21 protein-coding genes and 3 riboswitches are annotated in these 22033 nt (G+C 71.8%); of the genes, 13 read left to right on the top strand and 8 right to left on the bottom strand.

Features of this window, described 5'->3' with window-relative positions; translation table 11 throughout:
• The first annotated feature begins 14 nt into the window (after positions 1 to 14).
• Positions 15 to 125, top strand: a riboswitch (TPP riboswitch).
• From ASH02_RS12055 to ASH02_RS12010, 10 genes are all read left to right on the top strand, one after another.
• Entirely contained in the window at positions 124 to 702 is a 579-nt protein-coding gene (locus ASH02_RS12055; protein ID WP_056681449.1) for a thiamine phosphate synthase, read from the top strand. It overlaps the preceding riboswitch by 2 nt.
• Positions 702 to 1781, top strand: a complete 1080-nt coding sequence (gene thiO / locus ASH02_RS12050; RefSeq protein WP_056681448.1) for a glycine oxidase ThiO — start codon at positions 702 to 704, stop codon at positions 1779 to 1781. The genes ASH02_RS12055 and thiO overlap by 1 nt, the downstream gene beginning before the upstream one ends.
• On the top strand, positions 1778 to 1963 hold the full coding sequence (gene thiS, locus ASH02_RS12045) for a sulfur carrier protein ThiS (RefSeq protein WP_056681447.1): 186 nt from the start codon (positions 1778 to 1780) through the stop codon (positions 1961 to 1963). Before thiO ends, thiS begins: the two co-directional genes overlap by 4 nt.
• Positions 1960 to 2721: a thiazole synthase gene (locus tag ASH02_RS12040; protein ID WP_056681446.1), complete on the top strand. Its 762-nt coding sequence runs from the start codon at positions 1960 to 1962 to the stop codon at positions 2719 to 2721. Before thiS ends, ASH02_RS12040 begins: the two co-directional genes overlap by 4 nt.
• Complete coding sequence (locus tag ASH02_RS12035; RefSeq protein ID WP_056681445.1) at positions 2718 to 3377, top strand: thiamine phosphate synthase; 660 nt, start codon at positions 2718 to 2720, stop codon at positions 3375 to 3377. Before ASH02_RS12040 ends, ASH02_RS12035 begins: the two co-directional genes overlap by 4 nt.
• Positions 3374 to 4204: a bifunctional hydroxymethylpyrimidine kinase/phosphomethylpyrimidine kinase gene (thiD, locus tag ASH02_RS12030; RefSeq protein WP_056681444.1), complete on the top strand. Its 831-nt coding sequence runs from the start codon at positions 3374 to 3376 to the stop codon at positions 4202 to 4204. The genes ASH02_RS12035 and thiD overlap by 4 nt, the downstream gene beginning before the upstream one ends.
• Positions 4201 to 5907, top strand: a complete 1707-nt coding sequence (thiC, locus tag ASH02_RS12025; protein ID WP_056681443.1) for a phosphomethylpyrimidine synthase ThiC — start codon at positions 4201 to 4203, stop codon at positions 5905 to 5907. Before thiD ends, thiC begins: the two co-directional genes overlap by 4 nt.
• A 115-nt stretch (positions 5908 to 6022) precedes the next feature.
• Positions 6023 to 6610: a DNA-3-methyladenine glycosylase I gene (locus ASH02_RS12020; protein WP_056681442.1), complete on the top strand. Its 588-nt coding sequence runs from the start codon at positions 6023 to 6025 to the stop codon at positions 6608 to 6610.
• A gap of 34 nt (positions 6611 to 6644) precedes the next feature.
• The gene (locus ASH02_RS12015; protein WP_056681441.1) at positions 6645 to 8135 is read left to right on the top strand and encodes a cobyric acid synthase; all 1491 of its coding nucleotides are present in this window, start codon (positions 6645 to 6647) and stop codon (positions 8133 to 8135) included.
• Positions 8132 to 8875, top strand: coding sequence for a cobalt-precorrin-6A reductase (locus tag ASH02_RS12010; RefSeq protein ID WP_056681440.1), 744 nt, complete (start codon positions 8132 to 8134; stop codon positions 8873 to 8875). Before ASH02_RS12015 ends, ASH02_RS12010 begins: the two co-directional genes overlap by 4 nt.
• Before the next feature lie 3 nt (positions 8876 to 8878).
• Here the strand turns inward: ASH02_RS12010 and ASH02_RS12005 are convergent, their stop codons facing one another.
• The 6 genes from ASH02_RS12005 to ASH02_RS11980 form a co-directional block, all read right to left on the bottom strand.
• Positions 8879 to 9811 (bottom strand): cobalamin biosynthesis protein, encoded by a 933-nt coding sequence (locus tag ASH02_RS12005; protein WP_200951142.1) that lies wholly within the window; start codon positions 9809 to 9811, stop codon positions 8879 to 8881.
• 19 nt (positions 9812 to 9830) lie between these two features.
• Positions 9831 to 10682 carry a CbtA family protein gene (locus tag ASH02_RS12000; protein ID WP_056681438.1) on the bottom strand — a complete coding sequence of 284 codons (852 nt, stop codon included), beginning with the start codon at positions 10680 to 10682 and terminating at the stop codon, positions 9831 to 9833.
• A gap of 236 nt (positions 10683 to 10918) precedes the next feature.
• Complete coding sequence (locus tag ASH02_RS11995; protein ID WP_056681437.1) at positions 10919 to 11146, bottom strand: CbtB-domain containing protein; 228 nt, start codon at positions 11144 to 11146, stop codon at positions 10919 to 10921.
• A gap of 44 nt (positions 11147 to 11190) precedes the next feature.
• Positions 11191 to 11280: riboswitch (adenosylcobalamin (AdoCbl) riboswitch) on the bottom strand.
• A 4-nt stretch (positions 11281 to 11284) separates the two neighbouring features.
• Positions 11285 to 13933: a cobyrinate a,c-diamide synthase gene (locus ASH02_RS11990; RefSeq protein WP_056681436.1), complete on the bottom strand. Its 2649-nt coding sequence runs from the start codon at positions 13931 to 13933 to the stop codon at positions 11285 to 11287.
• Positions 13927 to 14541 (bottom strand): cob(I)yrinic acid a,c-diamide adenosyltransferase, encoded by a 615-nt coding sequence (gene cobO, locus ASH02_RS11985; protein WP_056681435.1) that lies wholly within the window; start codon positions 14539 to 14541, stop codon positions 13927 to 13929. Before cobO ends, ASH02_RS11990 begins: the two co-directional genes overlap by 7 nt.
• Positions 14541 to 16700, bottom strand: a complete 2160-nt coding sequence (locus tag ASH02_RS11980; protein ID WP_056681434.1) for a VWA domain-containing protein — start codon at positions 16698 to 16700, stop codon at positions 14541 to 14543. The genes cobO and ASH02_RS11980 overlap by 1 nt, the downstream gene beginning before the upstream one ends.
• A 28-nt stretch (positions 16701 to 16728) precedes the next feature.
• A riboswitch (cobalamin riboswitch) is annotated at positions 16729 to 16892 on the bottom strand.
• 90 nt (positions 16893 to 16982) lie between these two features.
• On the opposite strand from ASH02_RS11980, the gene ASH02_RS11975 reads away from it, so the two are divergent.
• Genes ASH02_RS11975 through ASH02_RS11965 form a run of 3 tightly spaced genes read left to right on the top strand, consistent with a single transcriptional unit; the run spans position 16983 to position 19756 of the window.
• Positions 16983 to 17774, top strand: coding sequence for an ABC transporter ATP-binding protein (locus ASH02_RS11975; RefSeq protein ID WP_082563945.1), 792 nt, complete (start codon positions 16983 to 16985; stop codon positions 17772 to 17774).
• Between the two features lie 18 nt (positions 17775 to 17792).
• Positions 17793 to 18995 (top strand): precorrin-6y C5,15-methyltransferase (decarboxylating) subunit CbiE, encoded by a 1203-nt coding sequence (gene cbiE, locus ASH02_RS11970; protein WP_056681433.1) that lies wholly within the window; start codon positions 17793 to 17795, stop codon positions 18993 to 18995.
• Positions 18992 to 19756, top strand: coding sequence for a cobalt-precorrin-4/precorrin-4 C(11)-methyltransferase (locus ASH02_RS11965; protein ID WP_056681432.1), 765 nt, complete (start codon positions 18992 to 18994; stop codon positions 19754 to 19756). The genes cbiE and ASH02_RS11965 overlap by 4 nt, the downstream gene beginning before the upstream one ends.
• A 73-nt stretch (positions 19757 to 19829) precedes the next feature.
• Here ASH02_RS11965 and ASH02_RS11960 read toward each other — a convergent pair whose 3' ends face one another.
• Together ASH02_RS11960 and ASH02_RS11955 are read right to left on the bottom strand one after the other, a co-directional pair.
• On the bottom strand, positions 19830 to 21356 hold the full coding sequence (locus ASH02_RS11960) for a precorrin-2 C(20)-methyltransferase (RefSeq protein WP_056681431.1): 1527 nt from the start codon (positions 21354 to 21356) through the stop codon (positions 19830 to 19832).
• Positions 21353 to 22027, bottom strand: coding sequence for a precorrin-8X methylmutase (locus ASH02_RS11955; RefSeq protein WP_056681430.1), 675 nt, complete (start codon positions 22025 to 22027; stop codon positions 21353 to 21355). The genes ASH02_RS11960 and ASH02_RS11955 overlap by 4 nt, the downstream gene beginning before the upstream one ends.
• Between the last annotated feature and the right edge of the window lie 6 nt (positions 22028 to 22033).

Below are 22033 nucleotides of genomic sequence, written 5' to 3'. Positions count from 1 at the left end.
GCTATGGTCGCAGCACATTCCACCACGGGTGCTCGCGGCAGCGGGCTGAGATGGGGCTGAAGCCGCTCTGACCGTTGAACCTGAACCGGGTAATGCCGGCGCAGGAAGCGAGGAGCGATTTCCGTGCTTGCACGTATTTTCTGTCTGGTCGACACGACCGACGACCTGTCCCTGCTGCCCGCTCTCGCCGACGCGGGAGTAGACGGCTTCCAGGTGCGGGCGAAGTCCGCGACCACCCGCTCGCTGATGGCGTGCGTGGCGGCAGCGCTCGACACGGGCGCGATGGTCGTGGTCAACGACCGGCTCGACGTGGCGCTGGCTGCCGGCGCCCACGGTGTGCACCTCGGTGCCTCGGACCTGCCGGTGGCCAGCGCCCGACGGCTGGCGCCCGACCTGGTCATCGGGGCCACCTGCCGTGACCTCGCGTCACTGCACCAGGCCGCTCTCGACGGTGCGACCTACGCCGGGTTCGGACCGTTGTTCGAGACCACCTCCAAGGCCGGACTGCCTGCCCCACTCGGTCTCTCGGCCCTGTCCGCCTGTGTCGGCCCACTGCCGCTGATCGGCATCGGCGGGGTCTCGGCGGCCACGGCACCGGCCGTCCTCTCGGCCGGCGCCCACGGTGTGGCGGTCATCGGCTCGATCTGGCGACAACCCGATCCCGTGCAGGCAGCGAAGGAACTCGTGAACGCGGTCGCCTGATGCGGGTGCTCGTGCTCGGCGCAGGGATCATCGGGCTCTCGTGCGCTGAGGAGCTGTTGCGCCGCGGGCACCAGGTGTCCGTGGTCGACCCCGCGCCGGGCGCCGGTGCGTCGTACGCCGCCGCCGGGATGCTCTCGCCGTCGAGCGAGGTGTGGCACACCGATCTCGACCTGCTGCGACTCGGGCTGGCGAGCCTGCAGCTGTGGCCGTCGTACGCCGCCGGGCTGGGGGTTCCCGTGCACCGCACCGGAACCCTGCTGGCCGGCTTCGACGGCGGCGACCTGCAGCAGGTGCAGCGGCAGGTCGCCCTGCTCGACACCGTCGGCGTCTCGGTCGATCTGCTCAGTGGGTCCGCCGCGCGGCGGATCGAGCCCACCCTGTCGCACCGTCTGACCGGTGCCGCGCTTCTCCCTGACGACCACAGCGTCGATCCTCGCGCGGTGGTCGCGGCACTCCTGTCTCGTGTGGGAGGTGCCCAGGACGTCGCGGACGTGGGGGATCACGACGTCACGGTGATCGCCACCGGTGCCCGGCTGCCCGAGCCCTGGTCGCACCTCGTGCGGGGTGTGCGCGGCGAGATCCTGCGGGCCCACACCGACGATCCGCCGACACGGACGATCCGCGGTTGGGTGCACGGCGAGCCGCTCTACGTCGTCCCGCGGGCCGACGGTGGCGTGGTCATCGGGGCCACGTCGGAGGAACACGACGCCGACCCCGTCGTGACGCTCGGCGGCGTCGCCCGGCTTCTCGAAGGCGCCCGACTGCTGGTGCCGGGCCTGGACCGGGCCACGTTCGTCGAGGTGTGCGCCCGCGACCGCCCCGGCACTCCGGACAACCTGCCGCTGGTCGGTCCGGCGCCGGGTCGCAGCGACGTGGTCCTGGCCGCCGGCTTCTTCCGGCACGGCGTGCTGCTCGCGCCCCTGGCCGCCCGCCTGGTCGCCGACCACCTCGAGACCGGGCACCTCGACCCCGCCCTCGACCCTCGCCGCTTCGACCTCGCCGCTGGGCGGGTCGACGCGGACCGACTCGTCCATGCGCCGAACGGGCGCGATTCGACGTACAGGAAGGACAACGCGTGAAGATCACCCTCAACGGAGAAGCCGCCGACCTGCCCCCCGGGAGTGCGGTCGCCGTGCTCGCACCGTGCGCCGGGAGTGCCGTCGCGGTCAACGGCAGTGTGGTGCCGCGAAGCGCGCACGCCACACGACACCTCGAGGACGGCGACGTGGTCGAGGTCGTGACGGCGGTGCAGGGCGGATGAGCCTCGTCATCGCAGGAGTTCCCCTGCCGTCCCGACTGTTCCTCGGCACCGGCGGCCTGCCGCAACTGTCCCTGCTCGACCCCGTGCTCGACGCCGCCGCACCCGCGCTGGTCACGGTGAGCATGCGACGCGCGTCGAGCACGGGGCCCGGTGGACTGCTCGACGTGCTGACCCGGCGCGGCCTGCGCATCCTGCCGAACACCGCCGGTTGCCTCTCGGCCCGAGAGGCAGTTCTCACCGCCGAGCTGGCCCGCGAAGCGCTGGAGACCGACTGGGTCAAGCTCGAGGTGATCGGCGACGAGACCAGCCTGATGCCCGATGCCGTGGAGCTGCTCGAAGCAGCGGAGACCCTTGTGGGCAAGGGATTCTCGGTCCTGCCCTACACCACCGACGACCCCGTCCTGGCTCGGCGCCTGGCCGATGTCGGGTGCGTCGCGGTGATGCCGCTGGGCTCGCCGATCGGCTCGGGGCTGGGCGTGCTCAACCCGCATGCGATCGAAGCCGTGGTCGCCGCCGTCGACGTGCCCGTGGTGCTCGACGCCGGGGTCGGCACGGCCTCGGACGCGGCGCTGGCGATGGAGCTCGGGTGCTCGGCCGTCCTGGCGGCCACCGCGGTCACCCGGGCCGACGACCCGGTGGCGATGGCGCGGGCGCTCTCCCTCGGCGTGCAGGCCGGCTTCGCAGCCCGGTCGGCCGGTCGGGTCCCGCGGCGCTCGGTGGCCCGCGCCTCCAGCCCGGTGAGGGGGCGGATCGCATGACCGCCCTGCCGAGGCTGATCCTGCTGACCGACCGGTCCCAGCTGCGGCTCGGTCGCGGGCTGGCCCGCACGATCACCGAGTGCGTCGATGCCGGGCTCACCCATGTCGTCGTACGCGAGCACGACCTGCCTGCGCCCGCGCGTCACGCGCTGGTCGGCGCCCTGGTCGGCGTACCGGGCCTGACCGTGATCAGCAGCCGGATCCCGGACCCCGCCGCCCACGGCCTCCACCTCCCCGCCCACGCCCACCCCGCCGGGCACTTCCCCACCGGCAGTAACGCGGGGTTATGGTCGCTGAACACGCGTCAGAACACGTGTGAAGCGACCATAACCCCGCGTTACTCGGGCGGGGGTGGGCTGGTGGGGCGGTCCTGCCACACGGCTGCGGAGGTACGCCGGGCAGCGGATGACGGGGCCGACTACGTGACCCTCTCGCCGTTCGCGACCACACCCAGCAAGCCGGGCTACGGGCCACCGCTCGCGGCCGAGGCGTACGCCGGGCACGGCGTGCCGGTCTACGCGCTCGGCGGCATCACGTCCGACAACGCCGCCGGAGCACGCGACGCCGGTGCTCACGGGGTCGCCGTGATGGGGGAGATCATGCGCGCGGGCGACCCGGCCGCGACGGTCGCGCGACTGCTGGAGGTGGTCGGATGACGCCGACCGTCGTGCTGTCGGTGGCCGGCACCGACTCCGGTGGAGCTGCCGGGCTGGCCGCGGACCTGACCACGTTCGCGGCCCATGGGACACACGGTGCGCTCGTGGTCACCGCGGTGACCGCCCAGGACACCACCGGCGTGCACGCGATCCACGTGCCGCCGTACGACGTGGTGGCGGGGCAGCTCGAGGCCGTCCTCGACGACCTGCCGGTGGCCGCCGCGAAGACCGGCATGCTCGGCTCTCCCGAGACGGTGCGCCTGGTCGCCGAGCGACTGGGCCACCTGCTGCTGGTGGTCGACCCCGTGCTGGTCGCCACGAGTGGTGCCGTGCTCGGGAACGAGGCGGTGCGGGCGGCGTACGTCGACCACCTGCTTCCGGTGGCCACGGTGACCACGCCGAACCTCGACGAGGCCCGGGCCCTGCTCGGCTGCGAGGGCGCGCCGGACCAGCTGGCTGCCAAGCTCGCCGCGCTGGGGCCGGCGGTGGTGCTGACCGGTGGACTGGAGTGGGTGCCCGAACCGACTGCGAGCGACGCCGCCACCGGACTCGTCTGCACCGACTGGCTCGCTCTCCCGGGCGAGGAACCCCTGCCGCTGAGCCACCCGGCCCTACCCACCACCAACGACCACGGCACCGGCTGCACGTTCAGCGCTGCCCTTGCCGCACTGCTCGCCCGCGGGCTGCCGATCCCGGCCGCCATCCGTCGCGCGGCGGCGTACACCTCCTCCCAGCTGGCGCTCAGCCGTCGCTGGGACCTGGGCCGCGGACGCGGCCCGATCGCACACCTGACCCCCCTGCACCACCGACACGAGGAGACACCATGACCGTTCACGACGCCCACAGCCGCATCCACGTCACCGGCCCGCGGCCCGACATCCGGGTGCCGCAGACCCGCGTGCACCTGACCAACGGCGAGACCTTCGACCGCTACGCCACCGAAGGCCCCGGGTCCGCGCCCGAGGTCGGGCTGCCCGGGCTGCGCGCCGACTGGATCGTCGAGCGCGGCGACACCGAGGCGTACGACGGCCGCGAGACGCAGCTGCTCGACAACGGCCGCTCCGCCGTACGACGCGGTGCGGCCGCCGAGGAGTGGCAGGGTGAGAATCCCCAGCCCCGCAAGGCGATTGCCGGGAAGAACGTCACGCAGATGCACTACGCCCGCAACGGGATCGTGACGCCCGAGATGGAGTTCGTGGCGATCCGCGAGGGCTGCGACGTCGAGCTGGTGCGCAGCGAGGTCGCAGCCGGTCGGGCAATCATCCCGGCCAACATCAACCACCCCGAGGCCGAGCCGATGATCATCGGCAAGCGCTTCCTGGTGAAGGTCAACGCCAACATCGGCAACAGTGCGGTCACCAGCTCCATCGCCGAGGAGGTCGACAAGCTGACCTGGGCGGTCACCTGGGGCGCCGACACCGTGATGGACCTCAGCACCGGCGACGACATCCACACCACCCGTGAGTGGATCGTCCGCAACAGCCCCGTCCCGATCGGCACCGTGCCGATCTACCAGGCACTCGAGAAGGTGAACGGTGAGGCCGACAAGCTGACCTGGGAGATCTTCCGGGACACGGTCATCGAGCAGTGCGAGCAGGGCGTCGACTACATGACGGTCCACGCCGGTGTGCTGCTGCGCTATGTGCCGATGACCGCAGACCGCGTCACCGGCATCGTCTCGCGCGGGGGCTCGATCATGGCGGGCTGGTGCCTGGCGCACCACCAGGAGAACTTCCTCTACACGCACTTCGACGAGCTCTGCGAGATCTTCGCGCAGTACGACGTCTCGTTCTCCCTCGGTGACGGGCTGCGGCCCGGCTCGACCGCGGACGCGAACGACGAGGCGCAGTTCTCCGAGCTGCGCACCTTGGCCGAGCTCACCGAGCGCGCCTGGAAGTACGACGTACAGGTGATGGTCGAGGGGCCCGGCCACGTGCCGCTCAACCTGGTCGAGGAGAACGTCGTGCTGCAGCAGGACTGGTGCAAGGGTGCGCCGTTCTACACCCTCGGCCCGCTGGCCACCGACATCGCGCCCGGCTACGACCACATCACGTCGGCGATCGGTGCGGCCACCATCGCGATGCACGGCACCGCGATGCTCTGCTACGTCACGCCCAAGGAGCACCTCGGCCTGCCGAACCGCGACGACGTGAAGACCGGTGTGATCACCTACAAGCTGTCCGCGCACGCCGCGGACGTCGCCAAGGGCCACCCGCGGGCCCGTGACTGGGACGACGCCTTGTCGAAGGCCCGCTTCGAGTTCCGCTGGCGTGACCAGTTCGCGCTCTCGCTCGACCCGCACACGGCCGAGGCCTTCCACGACGAGACACTGCCGGCCGAGGCCAGCAAGACCGCGCACTTCTGCTCGATGTGCGGCCCGAAGTTCTGCTCGATGAAGATCAGCCAGGACGTGCGGGAGCGGTTCGGGTCGGCACTCGAGCCCGGCCTCGACCCCGAGGTGGGCATGAAGGAGAAGTCCGAGGAGTTCATCGAGCTCGGGGGCACGGTGTACGTCGAGCCGCGCGCCTGACGGCATGAGGTACCGAACTGCGGCAGTTCGTCACGATCGGCCACGCGATGAGCGTGCGTGGCGGTCCGGACCAGACGAACTGCCGCAGTTCGTCACCGCTGGCAGACTGACCTCCATGACGGTGATGGGTGACGACGGACTGGCCAGGCCGACCTGGGCGGCGACCGATCCGATGATGCGCGACTACTACGACACCGAGTGGGGCATGCCGATCCGCGAGGAGACCGCGCTCTTCGAGCGGATCAGCCTCGAGGCGTTCCAGTCGGGACTGTCGTGGGCCACGATCCTGCGCAAGCGGCCGAACTTTCGCGCCGCCTTCGACGGGTTCGACGCCGAGAAGGTCGCGGCGTACGACGACGCCGACCGCGAGCGCCTGATGGCCGATGTCGGCATCGTGCGCAACCGGCGCAAGGTCGACGCCACGATCACCAATGCCCGGGCCACGCTCGCGTTGCGCGACGAGGGTGGGCTGGTCGACTTCGTCTGGTCCTTCCAGCCGTCCGAGACCCCCGAGCCGACGACGTACGCCGACGTGCCCACCCAGTCGCCCGAGTCGCTGGCGCTCTCGAAGGCGTTGAAGAAGAAGGGGTTCGCCCACGTCGGGCCGACCACGATGTACGCACTGATGGAGGCGGTCGGCATCGTCGACACCCACCTGATGGCCAGCCATCGCCGCGGCTCGTCCGAGGTCTGGCCGCGCTGACTCGCGCGGGTCCCGGCGCCGATAGGGTTCGGACATGACTCGTGGTGCCCTTCTCGTCGCCGGCACCACCTCCGACGCCGGCAAGAGCATCGTGACCACCGGGCTGTGCCGCGCACTGATGCGACGGGGCCTGAAGGTGGCGCCGTTCAAGTCGCAGAACATGTCGAACAACTCCATGGTCTGCGGCGACGGCGCCGAGATCGGGCGGGCCCAGTGGATCCAGTCGTTGGCCGCCGGGGCCGAGCCCGAGGCGGCGATGAACCCGGTGCTGCTCAAGCCCGGGGGCGACCGGCGAAGCCATGTCGTGGTGATGGGCCAGCCTGCCGGTGAGATCTCCAGCCGCGACTTCGTGGACGGACGACGCCACCTCGCGCACGCGGCGTACGACGCCTTCGACGACCTGTCCGCGCGCTACGACGTGGTGATCGCCGAGGGCGCGGGCAGCCCGACCGAGATCAACCTGCGTGAGAGCGACTACGTCAACATGGGCCTGGCCCGGCACGCATCGATCCCGACCGTAGTCGTCGGCGACATCGACCGGGGTGGTGTGTTCGCCGCGATGTTCGGCACCGTCGCGCTGCTGGAGCCGGCCGACCAGGCGTTGATCGCCGGGTTCGTGGTCAACAAGTTCCGGGGCGACGCCACTCTCCTGACCCCCGGCCTCGACCAGCTCGAGGCGCTCACCGGTCGGCGCGTGTTCGGCGTACTGCCGTGGAATCCCCACCTCTGGTTGGACTCTGAGGACGCACTCGACCTCGAGGGACGTCGTACGCCGGACGGCGCTGCAGCCATGAAGGTGGCAGTGGTCAGGCTGCCCAGGGTCTCGAACTTCACCGACGTCGACGCACTCGGCATCGAGCCGGGCCTCGACGTGGTGTTCGTCAGCGACCCGCGGGCGATGGCCGACGCCGACCTCGTGGTGCTGCCCGGCACCCGCGCGACGATCTCCGACCTGGCCTGGCTGCGGTCGCGTGGGCTGGACCGCGCGATCCTCGACCACGCCGCGGCAGGAAAGCCGGTCCTCGGCATCTGTGGTGGCTTCCAGATGCTCGGTCGTCGGATCATCGACCCGACGGGGGTGGAGGGCGTGGCCGGCGCCGATGTCGAGGGCCTGGGCCTGCTCGACGTGGCCACGACGTTCGCCGAGGAGAAGGCGCTGCGGCTGCCGACCGGTGAGGCGCTGGGTGTGGAGACGACCGGCTACGAGATCCACCACGGCCGCATCACCCGGAGCTCCGGCGAGGAGTTCCTCGGTGGAGCGCGTGCGGGCGCAGTGTTCGGCACGATGTGGCACGGCAGCCTCGAGGGCGACGAGTTCCGGCGCGCCTTCCTCGCAGCCGCAGCGAGCGCCGCGGGGCGTGAGTGGCGCTCCTCCGACGTGAGCTTCCCCGAGCAGCGTGAGGCCCGGCTCGACCTGCTCGGCGCGCTCGTCGAGGAGCACCTCGACGTCGACGCCCTCCTCGAGCTGGTCGAGCGCGGTGCACCGGCCGACCTCGCGATCCTGCCCCCGGGAGCGTCGCGATGAACGTCCTGCTCCTCGGCGGCACCGGCGAGGCGCGTGAGCTCGCCCTCCTGCTCGAACAACGCGGCGCCACCTTCACCTCGTCGCTGGCCGGGCGGGTGGCGCGTCCGCGGCTGCCCGTCGGACCCGTGCGCATCGGTGGCTTCGGTGGCGTGGACGGACTGGTCGGCCACCTTCGTGACGAGCACGTGACTGCGGTCGTCGACGCCACGCATCCCTTCGCGGAGGGCATGACCCGCAACGCGATCGCGGCGTGCGCGGCGACCGGCGTGCCCCTGCTGCGTCTCGAGCGACCCGGCTGGGCCCAGGCGCCCGGCGCAGAGACGTGGCACTGGGTCGACGACCACGACGAAGCGGCCGCGTTGACCGCCACGCTGGGGGAGCGGCCCTTCCTCACCGTGGGCCGGCAGTCGCTCGCCCGCTTCGTGGAGCCGTTGGCCGAATCGTCAGCGTTGGTGCGGGTTGTGGACCCTCCCGACCTCGAACTGCCGGCCCCGTGGACCCTGCTGACGAGTCGTGGTCCCTATCGCCTCGACGGCGAGCTGGCCCTGATGCGCGAGCACGCCGCCGATGTCGTGGTCACCAAGGACTCCGGTGGCTCGTTCACCTGGCCCAAGATGGAGGCCGCGGCAGAGTTGGGCGTGCCGGTGGTCGTCGTACGCCGTGCCGCGTCGGCGTCCCACGTCGAGGTGGTCACCGACCCCGCTGCCGCCGACGCCTGGCTGGTTCGCCGCGGCGCCTAGTCGTCAGCGACCTCGTCGGGCCATCGCCAGGGCGGCCGCGACGACGACCGAACCCCGATCAACCCGGTCGGCGAGTCGGACCGCCCTGGCGATGTCTGTGGCCCCGGGAGCACCGCCGCTCCCGAGGGTGTGCCGGTCCTCGACCCGTGTGCCGTAGGTGTTCACACCACCGAGCCGTACGCCGAGCGCCCCGGCGAACGACGCCTCGACCGGCCCGGCGTTGGGGCTCGGGTGATGGCGGGCGTCCTTGCGCCAGGCGGCGAACGCGGCGCGCGGCGAGCCACCAACCGTGGGCGCGAGACCTGCTGCGAGCAGGGCGGACAGCCGCGCACCGGCGAGATTGAGCAGGTCGTCGAGGCGTGCGGAGGCCCAACCGAAGTTCTCGTAGCGCTCGTTGTGGTGGCCCACCATCGCGTCGAGCGTGTTGGCAGCGCGGTAGCCGACGAGACCGGGAACGCCGAACACCGCTCCGAGGACCAGTGGCGCGACCACGGCGTCGGAGGTGTTCTCGGCGACGGACTCGATGGTGGCCCGGGCAACCCCGGACTCGTCGAGACGCGAGGTGTCACGGCCGACCAGGTGGGTGAGCCGCTGCCGTGCCGCGGGCAGGTCCCCGTCGTGCAGTCGGGAGTGCACGGCCTCGGCCTCACGACCGAGTGACGTGCCGCCCAGGACGGCCCAGGTGGCGGTGGCGGTCAGCAGGGTCCGCACGACCGGACGGTCACGGGTGGAGCGTTCGGCCAGGGCACCGGTGAGCCCGACGCCGCCCACCAGGAGGGCGCTGTGGAGGGCACCGCGGGCCCGCGAGTCGGCGTACGTCAGCTTCTCGACGCGGGTCGCGAGCCGGCCGAAGCCGGCCACCGGGTGGAACCGTGCAGGGTCCCCGAGCGCGCGGTCGGCCGCGAACCCCAGGAGCAGTCCCAGGGCACGCGGCACGGAATGCTTCAACGGTGGCTCAGATCGACGCGGCGAGTTCGCGGCGTTCGGCCCGGGCCACGGCGACCGCGTCGAGGCGGCCGACCAGGCCGGTGAGCACGACGCCGATGACGCCCCAGATGGTGGCCAGGGTGAACAGCGACGACAGGCGGAAGTACCACAGCGTGTCGGCCGGGAAGTCGCCCAGCTCGTTGACCGTCGGCATCGCGACCGCGGCGAGTACGACGACCGCGAGGTAGGCGCCGGCGCCGATCACGACGCTGGCGTACACGCTGACCTGGGTGAGCAGGCGACGGGCCAGGAACGTGGCGGCCACGGCGGCCAGCACCGAGATGGCCAGGAAGATGAAGTAGTAGCCGGTGCGCTCGCCGATCGTGTCGCCCGACCCGACGGCCGGGGGAGCCGCGGGGTACTTGAAGAACGGCACCAGGGCGAAGGACGCGAAGCCGATCGCGGTGACCAGTGCCGTCGATGCGGCGGGACGCAGCCGGCCGACCCGGCCGATCGCGGCTGCGGAGATGAGCGCGATGAGCCCGCCCAGCGCCGTACCGACGATCAGGGTCCCGGTGAGCAGGCCCCAGGTGCGCTGGTTGCCTCGGGAGACCTCGGCCGCCTCGCCGTGGCTGTGCCCGGCCTCGTGGCTGTGTTCATGCGCTGTGCCGCCCGCCTCTGCGGCGTCGTGCTCGTGGGCCGCGCCTTCTTCGTGGCCGTGTTCCTCGGGCGCCTCGGCTTCGTCAGCCGTGCCTGCCTCTTCGAGGGCGATCGCCTTCTCGACGTGCGGTTCGCCGACCTGGTGGGCGACGAGGAAGCCGAAGATGCCGGCGATGAATCCGGCGATGAGCCCCCGGATCAGGATGTTGCGTGCAGTCATGGGTCGTTCCGATCAGAGAGGGGCGCGCACGTTGCGGTGCGGCGACCGGAGCAGCCTGCACGCAGGACGTTGCGCTGGACGTCCTGCGGAGCGGTCGCCGGAGCGACCGGCGTGCAGGACGTGGCGACGGAGGTCCTGCGGAGTGGTTGCCGGAGCAGCCTGCACGCAGGACGTTGCGCTGGACGTCCTGCGGAGTGGTTGCCGGAGCGACCGGCGTGCAGGACGTCAGGCGTGGATCAGTGGCAGGGGTAGCCGAGCAGGTGGCGACCGTCGTGGACCCACTCGTGGATCGCGGTGCCGGAGATCAGCGAAGTGGCGCCCTGGTCGGTGCTGATGAAGAAGAGCGCGAGCAGCGCGACGAGACCGTAGAAGAGCGCCCACGGGGCGATCTGGGCCAGCGGGATCGAGGGGAGCTCGATCGCGTCGGGGCCGGCCGTCGAGATGGCGGGGGTTGCCTGAGACATGTGTCCTCCTGAGGGATGGTGCGTCCCTGAACTAGTGGGGATTCCGCTGGGCCCTCGGGTCTGACTCCACCGCCGGAGCGATGTCACAGTAGCGCGACTGTGCCGGAGTTACACCGGCTTCCTCGAGCCCAACGTGCTTCACCCTAGAGCATCGAGGTCGCCACCGACACCGCCGGCCGGACATTGGACACGACCGGCGTCACCGAGCTCGATCCCCAGCACCGACAGGAGTTTGCGCGTGGGCTCGGGAGCGCGCACGGCGATGCGGATCCACGTCTCGTCCAGGCCCGGGAACGTGTCGGCCCGGCGGACGGCGAACCCGGCCGTGCGCAGCCGCGCCCGGAGGCCCGGGTCGACCCGGGCCAGCACGAACGGCCCGTCCGAGGCGAGATGGTCGACGCCGAGCTCGGCCAGCCCGTCGGTGAGGACCTTGCGGCGTACGACGACCTGCCGGGCACGTTCGGCCGCCTCCGATGCGGCGTCGTCACTGCAACAGGCCACCATCGCAGCGGCCGCCGTCGTCGAGACCGACCACGGCACCTGCTGGGCCCGCAGGTCGTCGACGACCGCGGCCTCCGCGAGCACGTAGCCCGCGCGCACCCCCGGGATCGACCACAGCTTGGTGAGGCTGCGTACGACGACCAGGCCCGGTGTCGTGGCGCCGGCGAGGGACTGGGTCTCACCCGGCACGGCGTCCATGAACGCCTCGTCGACCACGACCAGTCGCCCCGGTCGCAGCAGGGCACGGATGGTCGCCGCGGGGTGGAGTGCGCCGGTCGGGTTGGTCGGGTTGCCGATCACGACGAGGTCGGCGTCATCGGGCACCTGGGTGGGGTCCAGGCGGAATCCGTCGTCCGGGTCACAGGGCACGTGCGCGGGTCGGTGGCCGGCCATCGTCAGCGCGACGTCGGGCTCGGTGAACTGCGGGTGCACGACGACCGGATGCCGCCACGGGCGCATCCGGGCGATCAGTGAGAACGCCTCGGCCGCACCGGCGGTGGCCAGCACCTCGCCATCGCGTCGACCGTGTCGGCGGGCGATCGCGTGCTCGGCCTGAACCGCGGTGGGGTAGGCGCCGATCCCGTCGAGACTGGCGAGGAGCGCCTCGTGCAGCCAGGCCGGCCGCGGGCCGTCGTACACGTTGACCGCGAAGTCGACCAGGCCCTCCCCGGCCTCGGTGTCCCCGTGGTGCCGCAACGGATCCGCTGGTCGACCAGGGCGCTCGGCGACGGCTCCCGCTGGTTGAGGAAGGCGCTCTGCGCCTGTCTCGAAACCACAGGCCCCAAGGTTTCGAGACAGGCCTTGACGGCCCTCCTCAACCAGGGGGGCGCTGCCCTCCTCAACCAGCGGGCCAGGGGCCTCCGCATACGCACACGCCGCATCCGCGAAGCGCTGCGCCAGTTGAGGATGCCCGGCCCAGTGTGTGTGCAGGTACGACGCATGCACGGTGTCGGAGGCGAACCCGATCGGCTGGTCGTCGACGTGCCAGGCCGGGACGTCGGACGCGGCCGGCGTCACCGTCGTCCGGTGGAACTCGTGGCCGGTGACGACCTCGCCGGGGCGTCCCAACAACGTCGCGACGGGTGACTCCGCGCGGCGGTAGGACAGCGTGAGGCGCGGGGTCATCCGGGCGTCCGCGGGCAGCGCGCCGACCATGGCGGCGTGGTCGACGGTGCGGCAGAGGTAGAGCAGCCCGGCACACTCGGCGACCGTCGGCATGCCCGACGCAATGGCAGCGGAGAGTTCGCCCATCAAGGCCTCGTTGGCGCTCAAGCCGGCGGCGTGGACCTCGGGGAATCCGCCGCCCAGATAGAGGCCGGCCGTGCCCGCCGGCAGCGCGTCGTCGTGGAGTGGGTCGAAGGTGACCACGTCGCACCCGGCGGCGCGCAGCAGCTCCTCGGTCTCCGCGTAGCGGAACGTGAACGCACGCCCACCGGCCATCGCGATGACCGGTCGTCGATCGGGACGTCCTGCATCGTGGTCGTCGGGGCCACCGCCTCGCAGGACGTCCGGCGTTGCGTCCTGCACCGGGGTCGCCGGAGCCGCCGCTCTGCAGGACGTCTGCAGGGCGACAGTCGGGTCCCAGGGCTCGGCGTCGAGACGAGGCGCCAGATGGGCGAGGGCCAGGACGGCGTCGAGGTCGATCCGCTCGGTGATCCGGTCGGTCAATCGCTCCAGGGTCGCCGCTGCCTCGTCGCGCTCGTCGGCCGGCACCAGCCCGAGGTGTCGCGAGGGTGCGACGATGCCGTCGTCGCGGTGGAGCACGCCGAGCACCGGCAGGTCGATCGAGCGGCGTACCTCGTCGGCATGCCGCACCGACCCGGCCTTGTTGAGGATGACCCCGGCGATCTCGACCGACGAGTCGTAGGACGCCATGCCCTGCACGACGGCACCGATCGACCGTGACGCGTGGGAGATGTCGACGACGAGGACGATGGGGGAGCGGGTCACCGTGGCGAGGTGGGCGGTGGAGGCGAATCCGTCGCCGCCGATCTGGCCGTCGTACAACCCCATGACGCCCTCGATCACCGCGACGTCTGCACCCCGGGCGCCGTTGAGCAGCAGCGGCACCAGCAGCTCCTCGCCGACCAGGTGGGGGTCGAGGTTGCGGCCGGGACGCCCGGTGGCCAGCGAGTGGTAGCCCGGGTCGATGTAGTCAGGCCCGACCTTGTGGCCGCTGATCGACAGGCCGCGCCGCGAGAGCGCAGCCATCAGGCCGGTCGCGATCGTGGTCTTGCCGTGCCCCGAGGCGGGTGCAGCGATCACCAGCCGGGGCAGCGCTACCATTCGATGCCCCGCTGGCCCTTCTGGCCGCGGTCCATCTGGTGCTTGACCTTGGTCATCTCGGTGACCAGGTCGGCGGCCTCGACCAGCCTCGGGTTCGCGCGGCGGCCGGTGATCACGACGTACTGCCGACCCGGTCGGTTGACCAGCGTCTCGACGACGTCGTCGACATCGACCCAACCCCACTCCATCGGGTAGGTGAACTCGTCGAGCACGTAGAGGTCGTGGCGCTCCTCCGCGATGCGGCGCTTGACCTCCGCCCAGCCCTCGGCGGCGTCGCGGGCGTGGTCCTCGTCGGTGCCCTCCTTGCGGCTCCACGACCAGCCCGAGCCCATCTTGTGCCACTCGACCGGGCCGCCCTCGCCGGTCTCGGTGTGCAGCTCTCCGAGCCGTTCGAGCACGGTCTGCTCGCCGATGCGCCACTTGGCGGACTTCACGAACTGGAAGACGCCGACGTTCCACCCCTGGTTCCAGGAGCGGATGGCCAGCCCGAACGCGGCCGTCGACTTGCCCTTGCCGTCGCCGGTGTTGACCATCAGCAACGGCTGGTTGCGGCGCTGCGCCGTGGTCAGCCCGTCGTCGGGGACGTGTGCGGGGACTCCCTTGGCCATCAGGCCGCTCCTTCTGTCGTGCCGAGCGATCCGTGGACGGCGCCGGTCAGTGCACTGGCGCTGACCTCGCCGACGGGCACGTACTCGGCCATCAGGTCGGTGGCCAGCGCGTCGGCCAGGCCCATCCGGAACCGGCCGACCTCGCAGTCGATGACCAGCGACGCCGTGCCCTGGGCAGCGAGGTGCGTCGCCACCTGCCGCGAGCGTTGTACGGCGTCCGCCCCGGACGTGGCCCGTCCGTCGGTGACCACCACCAGCAGCGGACGGCGACGCGGGTCGCGGATGCGCTCGAGGCGCAGCACCTCGGCCGCCTTGAGCAGGCCCTCGGCGAGCGGCGTACGACCACCGGCGGGCAGCTGTTCGAGCCGGGCGGCGGCGATGTCGACCGAGTTCGTGGGCGGCAGGGCGAGCTGTGCGTCGTTCCCGCGGAAGGTGATCAGCCCGACCTTGTCGCGGCGCTGGTAGGCGTCGAGCAGCAGCGAGAGGATCGCGGTCTTGACCTGCTCCATGCGCTTCTTCGCAGCCATGGAGCCGGACGCGTCGACACAGAAGAGGATCAGGTTCGACTCGTGGCCCTCCTTGGTCGCCACGCGCAGGTCGCTGGCCCGGAAGGTCAGCGCGCCCCCGACCCGGCCGCGGATCACCTGATGGGGTGCGGCGGCCCGGATGGTCTCGGTCAGGTGGATCGAACCGCCCCGGCCGGTCGCCTTCGTCGCGCCGATCCGGCGGCCCGACGAGGTGACCGCGCGGCTGCGCCGCCCGGACTCGCCCGCTCCGGTGCCGGTGACCGTGAACAGCTTGGGGCGGTACGGCGCGTGCGTGCGGGCCACCTCCTCGGCAACCGGGACGTCCTGCGCGCCAGCCTCGTCGGTCGAGGAGGTGGCGCCCGCTTCCTCGTTGGTCGAGGAGGGCGCGCCTGCTTCCTCGTTGGTCGAGGAGGGCGCGCGGCCTCCTTCGTTGGTCGAGGAGGGCGCGCCAGCGCCCGTCTCGAGACCATCGTCGCCCGCGTTGTCGTCGCCCGGCCCACCGTCGCCAGTTCCACCGTCGCCAGTTCCACCGTCGCCAGTTCCACCGTCACCCGGCCCACCGTCGCCCGGACCGTCGTCATCAGGGCCGTCCGGCTCGGGCGGGAAGTCGTCGTCACCGAGCAGCTGGTCGAGCAGGTCCTCGTCGATCCCGGGTGCGTCGAACGGGTTGCGGCGTCGCCGGTGCGGCAACGACAACCGGGCCGCCGCACGGACGTCCTCGCGGGCGACCGACGTACGACCGTGCCAGGCGGCGTGCGCGACCGCGGCGCGGGCCGTGACGATGTCGGCGCGCATGCCGTCGACGTCGAACGCGGCGCAGATCTCGGCGATCTTGAGCAGGGCGGCGTCGCCGAGGGCAACCTGGTCGACCAGCTTCTGGGCGGCCAGGATCCGGTCGGTCAGTGCCCGCTCGGAGTCGGCGTACGCCGCGGCGAAGGCGGCAGGGTCGGTCTCGAACGCGATCCGGCGGCGGACCACCTCGACCCGCAGGGCCGGGTCGCGCGGTGCGGCGACCTCGACGGTCAGGCCGAAGCGGTCGAGCAGCTGCGGGCGCAGCTCGCCCTCTTCGGGATTCATCGTGCCGACCAGCACGAAGCGGGCGGCGTGCTCGACCGAGACGCCGTCACGCTCGACGGTCGAGCGGCCCATCGCGGCGGCGTCGAGCAGCAGGTCGACGAGGTGGTCGTGGAGCAGGTTGACCTCGTCGACGTAGAGGATGCCGCGATGCGCGCGGGCCAGCAGGCCGGGTTCGTACTCGGCGACGCCCGACGAGAGCGCCTTCTCGAGGTGCAGCGAGCCGAGCACGCGGTCCTCGGTGGCGCCGACCGGCAGCTCGACCAGGCGCACTGGTCGGGTCTCGGTGTCGACGTCCGCGGCGAACGGGCCGTCGGGGGAGAGGGGGTGGGCCTCGTGGGGATCGGTGGAGAACCGGTCGCCGGCGATCACCTCGATCGACGGCAGCACTGCGGCAAGTGCGCGCACCATCGTCGACTTCGCAGTGCCCTTCTCCCCGCGCACGAGGACTCCGCCGACGGACGGGGAGATCGTGGTGAGGACCAGGGCGAGGGCCATGTCGTCGGAACCGACGACCGCGCTGAAGGGATAGCGCTGGACAGGGTGGGGCTGTGGCATTGGGGGCTCCCGCTCTCATTCGCCAACGAACTGGTGGCGGCGCGAGGCCGGTCTTCGGACTTCTCGAGGTCACTCCGTCGGACGGAATGCCTGAGTCACCGCAGCGGGCCCTGTGCCGGATTCTCACCGGCTTCCCAGATTCTCCCCTCGACCTCCGTCGGATGACGGCGACCTTCGGGGCACCTCGTGCCTTCGGCGCCACGGTATCCGGTCGCGCCACCGGGTTGTCCACGTGGCCACCACCCGGGCAGGAAGGCCCGGTGTACGTCGTACGGTTGCGTGGTGAGCGCAAGCAATGCCGGCCATGCCCTGGAGCTGCGCGACGTCGCCTTCACCCGCGGCGGTCGCACCCTGCTCGACGACATCTCGCTGACCGTCCGCCGTGGTGAGCACTGGGCCCTGATCGGACCCAACGGTGCCGGCAAGACCACCCTGCTCAACATCCTCGGCGCGGTCACCTTCCCGAGCCGGGGCGAGGTGCACGTGCTCGGCCACAAGCTGGGCCGGGTCGACCTGCGCGAGCTGCGGCGCTCGATCGGTCACGTGAACCCGCGCCACCAGATCGGCACGAACCTCTCCGTGGAGCAGGTCGTGCTCACCGGCGAGACCGGCACCAACGAGATGGTGCCGCGCTGGACCCCGTCGTCCGAGACCCACGAGCGAGCACACCTGCTGATGAAGACCCTGGGCATCGACGCCGACGACCCGCACTGGCACACCATGTCGCAGGGGGAACGCGGTCGCGCACTGATCGCCCGGGCGCTGATGCCCGACCCGCCGTTGCTGCTGCTCGACGAGCCGAGCACCGGGCTCGACGTGGCCGCCCGCGAGCAGATGATCCACACCATCACCGACCTGCCGAACGTGATTCCGGGGCTCACGTCGGTGACGGTCACCCATCACTTCGAGGAGCTCCCGGCGTCGATCACCCACGCCGTCCTCCTGCGCGCGGGTCGCATCGTCGCGGCCGGTCCGGTGGAGCAGACGCTGACCTCCGACCTGGTCACGGAGACGTTCGACCACCCCATCGAGGTGGGGCGTCGCGGCGGACGCTGGTTCGCGATGGCTCGCTGACCGATTAGGGTCGGCCCCATGTCAGCAGTCACCGTCATCGGTATCGGCGCGGACGGCTGGCCCGGCGTCACGGCCGCCCTCCGCCAGCGCGTGCTCGACGCCGAGGTGGTCCTCGGCGGGACCCGCCATCTCGACATGCTGCCCGACGTGCCCGGCCAGGTGCGCGAGCCGTGGCCCTCTCCGCTGCGCGACGGCCTGCCCGCCCTGTTGTGGAAGTACGACGGCCGACGCGTGGTCGCCCTGGCCTCGGGTGACCCGTTCGTCTCGGGCATCGGCGGCACCCTGGTCGACCTGCTCGGGCGCAGCGCCGTCGTCGTCGAACCCGCCGTCTCCTCGGTGGCACTGGCCCGCGCCCGCATGGGCTGGGACTCCGAGGCGGTCGACGTGGTCAGTGCCGTCGGTCGCGACGCCCACGCGGTGCTGCGCGCACTCGCGCCCGGGCACCGGCTCGTGGTGCTCTCCTCCGACGCCGGTACGCCGGCAGAGGTCGCCGCACTGCTCGTCGGTGCCGGCTACGGCGAGTCGAAGATGACCGTGCTGGCCGACCTGGGTTCGCGCGACGAGACCCGCCTCAACACGACGGCTGCGGAGTGGGGAGGCCGCGCGCCCCAGCTCAACGTGATCGCCCTCGAGCTCGTCGGGCCCCTCGTCGGCGGCTGGTCGGCGGGCCTTCCCGACGACGCCTTCGAGCACGACGGACAGCTGACCAAGCGCGACCTGCGTGCCTCGGCACTGGCCCGGCTCGCCCCCACCCCCGGCGCACTGCTCTGGGACGTCGGCGCCGGTGCCGGCTCCGTCGGCATCGAGTGGATGCGGGCCCACCACACCTGCCGCACGATCGCCGTCGAAGGCAACGCCGAGCGTGCCGCCCGCATCACGCGCAACGCGCTGGCCCTCGGCGTACCCGCGCTGAAGGTCGTCGAAGGGCGGGCGCCCGCGGCCCTCGCCGGCCTGCCGAAGCCCGATGCGATCTTCGTCGGTGGCGGTGCCACAGTTGACGGGGTGATCGAGAATTCCCTTGCTGCACTGGGATCTGGCGGTCGTCTGGTCGTCCACGGAGTCACCGTCGAGACCGAGGTCGTGCTGGCCGCGGCCCACAAGGAGTACGGCGGCGAGCTGACCCGGCACCAGGTCGAGACCGCGGCACCGATCGGCACCTTCACCGGGTGGACCCCCGCCCGCACCGTCACCCAGTGGGCCCTCGTCAAGGAGCAGTCATGACCATCCACTTCGTCGGCGCCGGCCCCGGTGCGGCCGACCTGATCACCCTGCGCGCGGCGACGTTGTTGTCCGGGGCCGATGTCGTGCTCTATCCCGGCACCTATCTCGACGACGAGGTGCTCTCGCACTGCCGAGCCGACGCCGTCCGCGTCGACACCCAGGACCTCGACCTCGACCAGATGACGGCGGTGATGGTCAACGCGCACGCGTCCGGGCAGGACGTCGTACGCCTCACCTCGGGGGACCCGTCGGTCTATTCGGCGCTGGCCGAGCAGACCCGACGACTCGACGCCGCGCAGGTGCCGTGGGACGTCACGCCCGGCATTCCCGCGTACGCCGCCGCGGCCGCCGCGCTCGGCCGCGAGCTGACCGTGCCGAAGCTGGCCCAGTCGGTGGTGCTCACCCGCGCTCAGGCCCGGTCGACGGAGATGCCGTCGGGGGAGACCCTCGACAACTTCGCGGCCACCGGCGCGACGCTGGTGCTGCACCTGGCCATCACCCGCGCCCGTGAGCTGGCGACGCGGCTGGCGGAGCACTACGGGCCCGGCTGCCCGGCTGCCGTGGTGTCCCGGGTGAGCCAGCCGTCGGAGCTGGTGCTGCGTGGCACCCTCGCCGGCATCGCCGACCAGGTCGAGGCCGCGGACCTGCGCCAGGCCGCGTTGATCATGGTCGGTCCCGCCATCGACCCGTCGCTCGTCACGCACGAGATGGCCGAGTCCTACCTCTACGACCCCGCCCGCGACCGTTCCCTCAAGCGCTGACCCGTCGCCAGTCTCGATCGACCTGTCGCCAGTTCTGAGTGACCTGTCGCCAGTTCAGCGCCCGAACCGAAACTCACGACGGGTCGACGAAGCGGGGCGTCCAGACCTGGCCGTTCGCCGTACGCCGGGTGCTCGAGGCGCCGATGATCAGCAGGCACTTCATGTCGATCGTCGCGGGGTCGAGCTCACCGAGCGTGGTGACGGTCAGCGACTCCTCGGCGCGACCGATGTCACGCCCGACCACGACCACGGTCTCCGCGGAGCGGTGTGCGAGCAGCACCTTGTGGGCCAGGACGATCTGGTCCGTGCGCGAACGTGAGGCGGGGTTGTAGATGCCGAGCACGAGGTCGGCCTCGGAGACGGCACGCAACCTGTCCTCGATGACGGACCACGGCTTGAGCCGGTCGCTCAGGCTCATCACCGCGAAGTCGGCGCCCACGGGAGCACCGGCACGGGCTGCGACGGCCTGGATCGCGCTGACCCCGGGGAGCACGCGCACGGGCACGTCGTCGTACTCGCCCTCGGCCGCCTCGAAGACCGCCGACGCCATGCCGAAGACGCCCGCGTCACCGCCGGAGACCACCGCGACCCGTTCGCCCGAACGGGCCAGCTCGAGCGCGAGCCGGGCCCGGTCGACCTCCACGGTGTTGCCGGACGCGTGGCGGGTGAGACCCGCTCGCTGCGGCACACGGTTGACGTACGGCGCGTAGCCGATCACGTGCTGCACGTCGGCGAGTGCCGCGCTGGCCTCGGGGGTCAGCCAGTCGTCCGGGCCGGGCCCGAGCCCGATCACGAGCAGTTCGGCAGCCGCCGGTCGAGGAAGTTGCGCACCCTGCCGGGCCTCCGCAACCAGCGCCGGCCTCCGCCCGCCGGGGTCGTCGGTCAGGGAGTCACCGGGCACGACGATCAGCGAGAAGTACGGAACCGACGACGGGTCGACGTCGGTCACCTTCATCCAGCGCTCGGCGGGCATCGAGGCGCGCTCGATGTACCACGCGTGCTCGAGACGTCCGGCCTGCGCCAACGCGTCGACCACACCCGGGAACCGCCGTCCCAGCTTCATGATGATGGCACCGTCTGTGTCGGCCAGCCGGCGGGCCAGCTCGGGCACCGGCAGGGTGCCCGGCAGGACGGTGAGGACGTCGGTCTGCCGCACCAGCGGTGTCGCGACGACGGCCGTGGCGGCGGCGAACGCGGGCACCCCCGGCACGACCTCGGTCGGGAACCTCGGTGAGAGCCGGTCGTGGAGGTACATGAACGAGCCGTAGAACAGCGGGTCGCCCTCGGCCAGTACGACGACCGTGCGGCCGGCGGCCAGATGATCAGACAGCCGGGAGGCACAGGACTCGTAGAACTCGGCCATCGCGCCGGCGTACCCACCCGGGTGGGCGGTCGGGCCGGTCGTGACGGGGTAGCGCAGCAGTTCCTCGACGACGCCGTCGGGGATCAGGTCGGCCGCGATGCGTCGCGCGTTCGACTCCTTGCCGACCCCTGCGTGGTAGGCGATCACGTCGGCCTCGCCGATCAGCCGGGCGGCCTTGCGGGTGATCAGCTCGGGGTCGCCGGGGCCGAGCCCGACGCCGTAGAGACGGCCGGTCATTCCTGCTCCTGGGCGAGTGCGTTGAGGGCGGAGGCGGTCATCGCGGAGCCGCCCCGGCGGCCGCGGACGGTCAGGAACGGGATGTCGATGCCGTGGTCGTCGGCGAAGGCGGCCAGCGCGTCCTTCGACTCGGCGGCGCCGATGAACCCGACCGGGCAGCCGATGATCGCGGCCGGCCGGGGAGCCCCGTCGGCCAGCATCTCGAGCAGGTGGAACAGTGCGGTCGGGGCGTTCCCGATGGCCACCACCGATCCTTCGAGCCGGTCGCCGAGCAGCGAGAAGGCGGCCGCCGACCGCGTCGTGCCGAACTCTCGCGCCAACCCGGGGACGCGCTCGTCGCGCAGAAGGCAGACCACGTCGTTGTCGCGGGGGAGCCGGGCTCGGGTGACACCCGAGGCGACCATGTGGGCGTCGGTGATGATCGGCGCGCCGGCGCCCAACGCGTCGCGCGCAGCCCGCACCAGACCCGGATGGATGACCAGGTCACCGGTCAGGTCGGTCTGCCCGGTGCCGTGCACCATGCGGACGGCGACCTTCTCGGCATCGGCCGGGAGGTGGTCGAAGCGCGACTCCGCGCGGATCGTCGCGAACGAGTCGACGTAGATCGCGGAGCCGTCGTCGATGTAGTCGTAGCAGCGCGGGGGCCGGGACGGTGCAGCCGGTGCGGACATGTTCAC

Origin of the sequence: Nocardioides sp. Soil796 (assembly GCF_001429525.1) — a bacterium.
In the GTDB taxonomy this organism is placed as follows: Bacteria; Actinomycetota; Actinomycetes; order Propionibacteriales; family Nocardioidaceae; genus Nocardioides.
This window is presented reverse-complemented; position numbering and strand designations above follow the sequence as displayed.

Bases quoted from the DNA above. Each gene is read 5' to 3' on its own strand.
- ASH02_RS11965 (WP_056681432.1), top strand. From the start codon at position 18,992: ATGACCATCCACTTCGTCGGCGCCGGCCCCGGTGCGGCCGACCTGATC.
- ASH02_RS12040 (WP_056681446.1), top strand. From the start codon at position 1,960: ATGAGCCTCGTCATCGCAGGAGTTCCCCTGCCGTCCCGACTGTTCCTC.
- ASH02_RS11995 (WP_056681437.1), bottom strand. From the start codon at position 11,146: ATGTCTCAGGCAACCCCCGCCATCTCGACGGCCGGCCCCGACGCGATC.
- ASH02_RS11955 (WP_056681430.1), bottom strand. From the start codon at position 22,027: ATGTCCGCACCGGCTGCACCGTCCCGGCCCCCGCGCTGCTACGACTAC.
- ASH02_RS11960 (WP_056681431.1), bottom strand. From the start codon at position 21,356: ATGACCGGCCGTCTCTACGGCGTCGGGCTCGGCCCCGGCGACCCCGAG.
- thiD (WP_056681444.1), top strand. From the start codon at position 3,374: ATGACGCCGACCGTCGTGCTGTCGGTGGCCGGCACCGACTCCGGTGGA.
- cobO (WP_056681435.1), bottom strand. From the start codon at position 14,541: ATGGCCAAGGGAGTCCCCGCACACGTCCCCGACGACGGGCTGACCACG.
- ASH02_RS12035 (WP_056681445.1), top strand. From the start codon at position 2,718: ATGACCGCCCTGCCGAGGCTGATCCTGCTGACCGACCGGTCCCAGCTG.
- ASH02_RS12010 (WP_056681440.1), top strand. From the start codon at position 8,132: ATGAACGTCCTGCTCCTCGGCGGCACCGGCGAGGCGCGTGAGCTCGCC.
- ASH02_RS12015 (WP_056681441.1), top strand. From the start codon at position 6,645: ATGACTCGTGGTGCCCTTCTCGTCGCCGGCACCACCTCCGACGCCGGC.
- ASH02_RS12020 (WP_056681442.1), top strand. From the start codon at position 6,023: ATGACGGTGATGGGTGACGACGGACTGGCCAGGCCGACCTGGGCGGCG.
- thiO (WP_056681448.1), top strand. From the start codon at position 702: ATGCGGGTGCTCGTGCTCGGCGCAGGGATCATCGGGCTCTCGTGCGCT.
- ASH02_RS12000 (WP_056681438.1), bottom strand. From the start codon at position 10,682: ATGACTGCACGCAACATCCTGATCCGGGGGCTCATCGCCGGATTCATC.
- ASH02_RS11980 (WP_056681434.1), bottom strand. From the start codon at position 16,700: ATGCCACAGCCCCACCCTGTCCAGCGCTATCCCTTCAGCGCGGTCGTC.
- ASH02_RS11990 (WP_056681436.1), bottom strand. From the start codon at position 13,933: ATGGTAGCGCTGCCCCGGCTGGTGATCGCTGCACCCGCCTCGGGGCAC.
- thiC (WP_056681443.1), top strand. From the start codon at position 4,201: ATGACCGTTCACGACGCCCACAGCCGCATCCACGTCACCGGCCCGCGG.
- cbiE (WP_056681433.1), top strand. From the start codon at position 17,793: ATGTCAGCAGTCACCGTCATCGGTATCGGCGCGGACGGCTGGCCCGGC.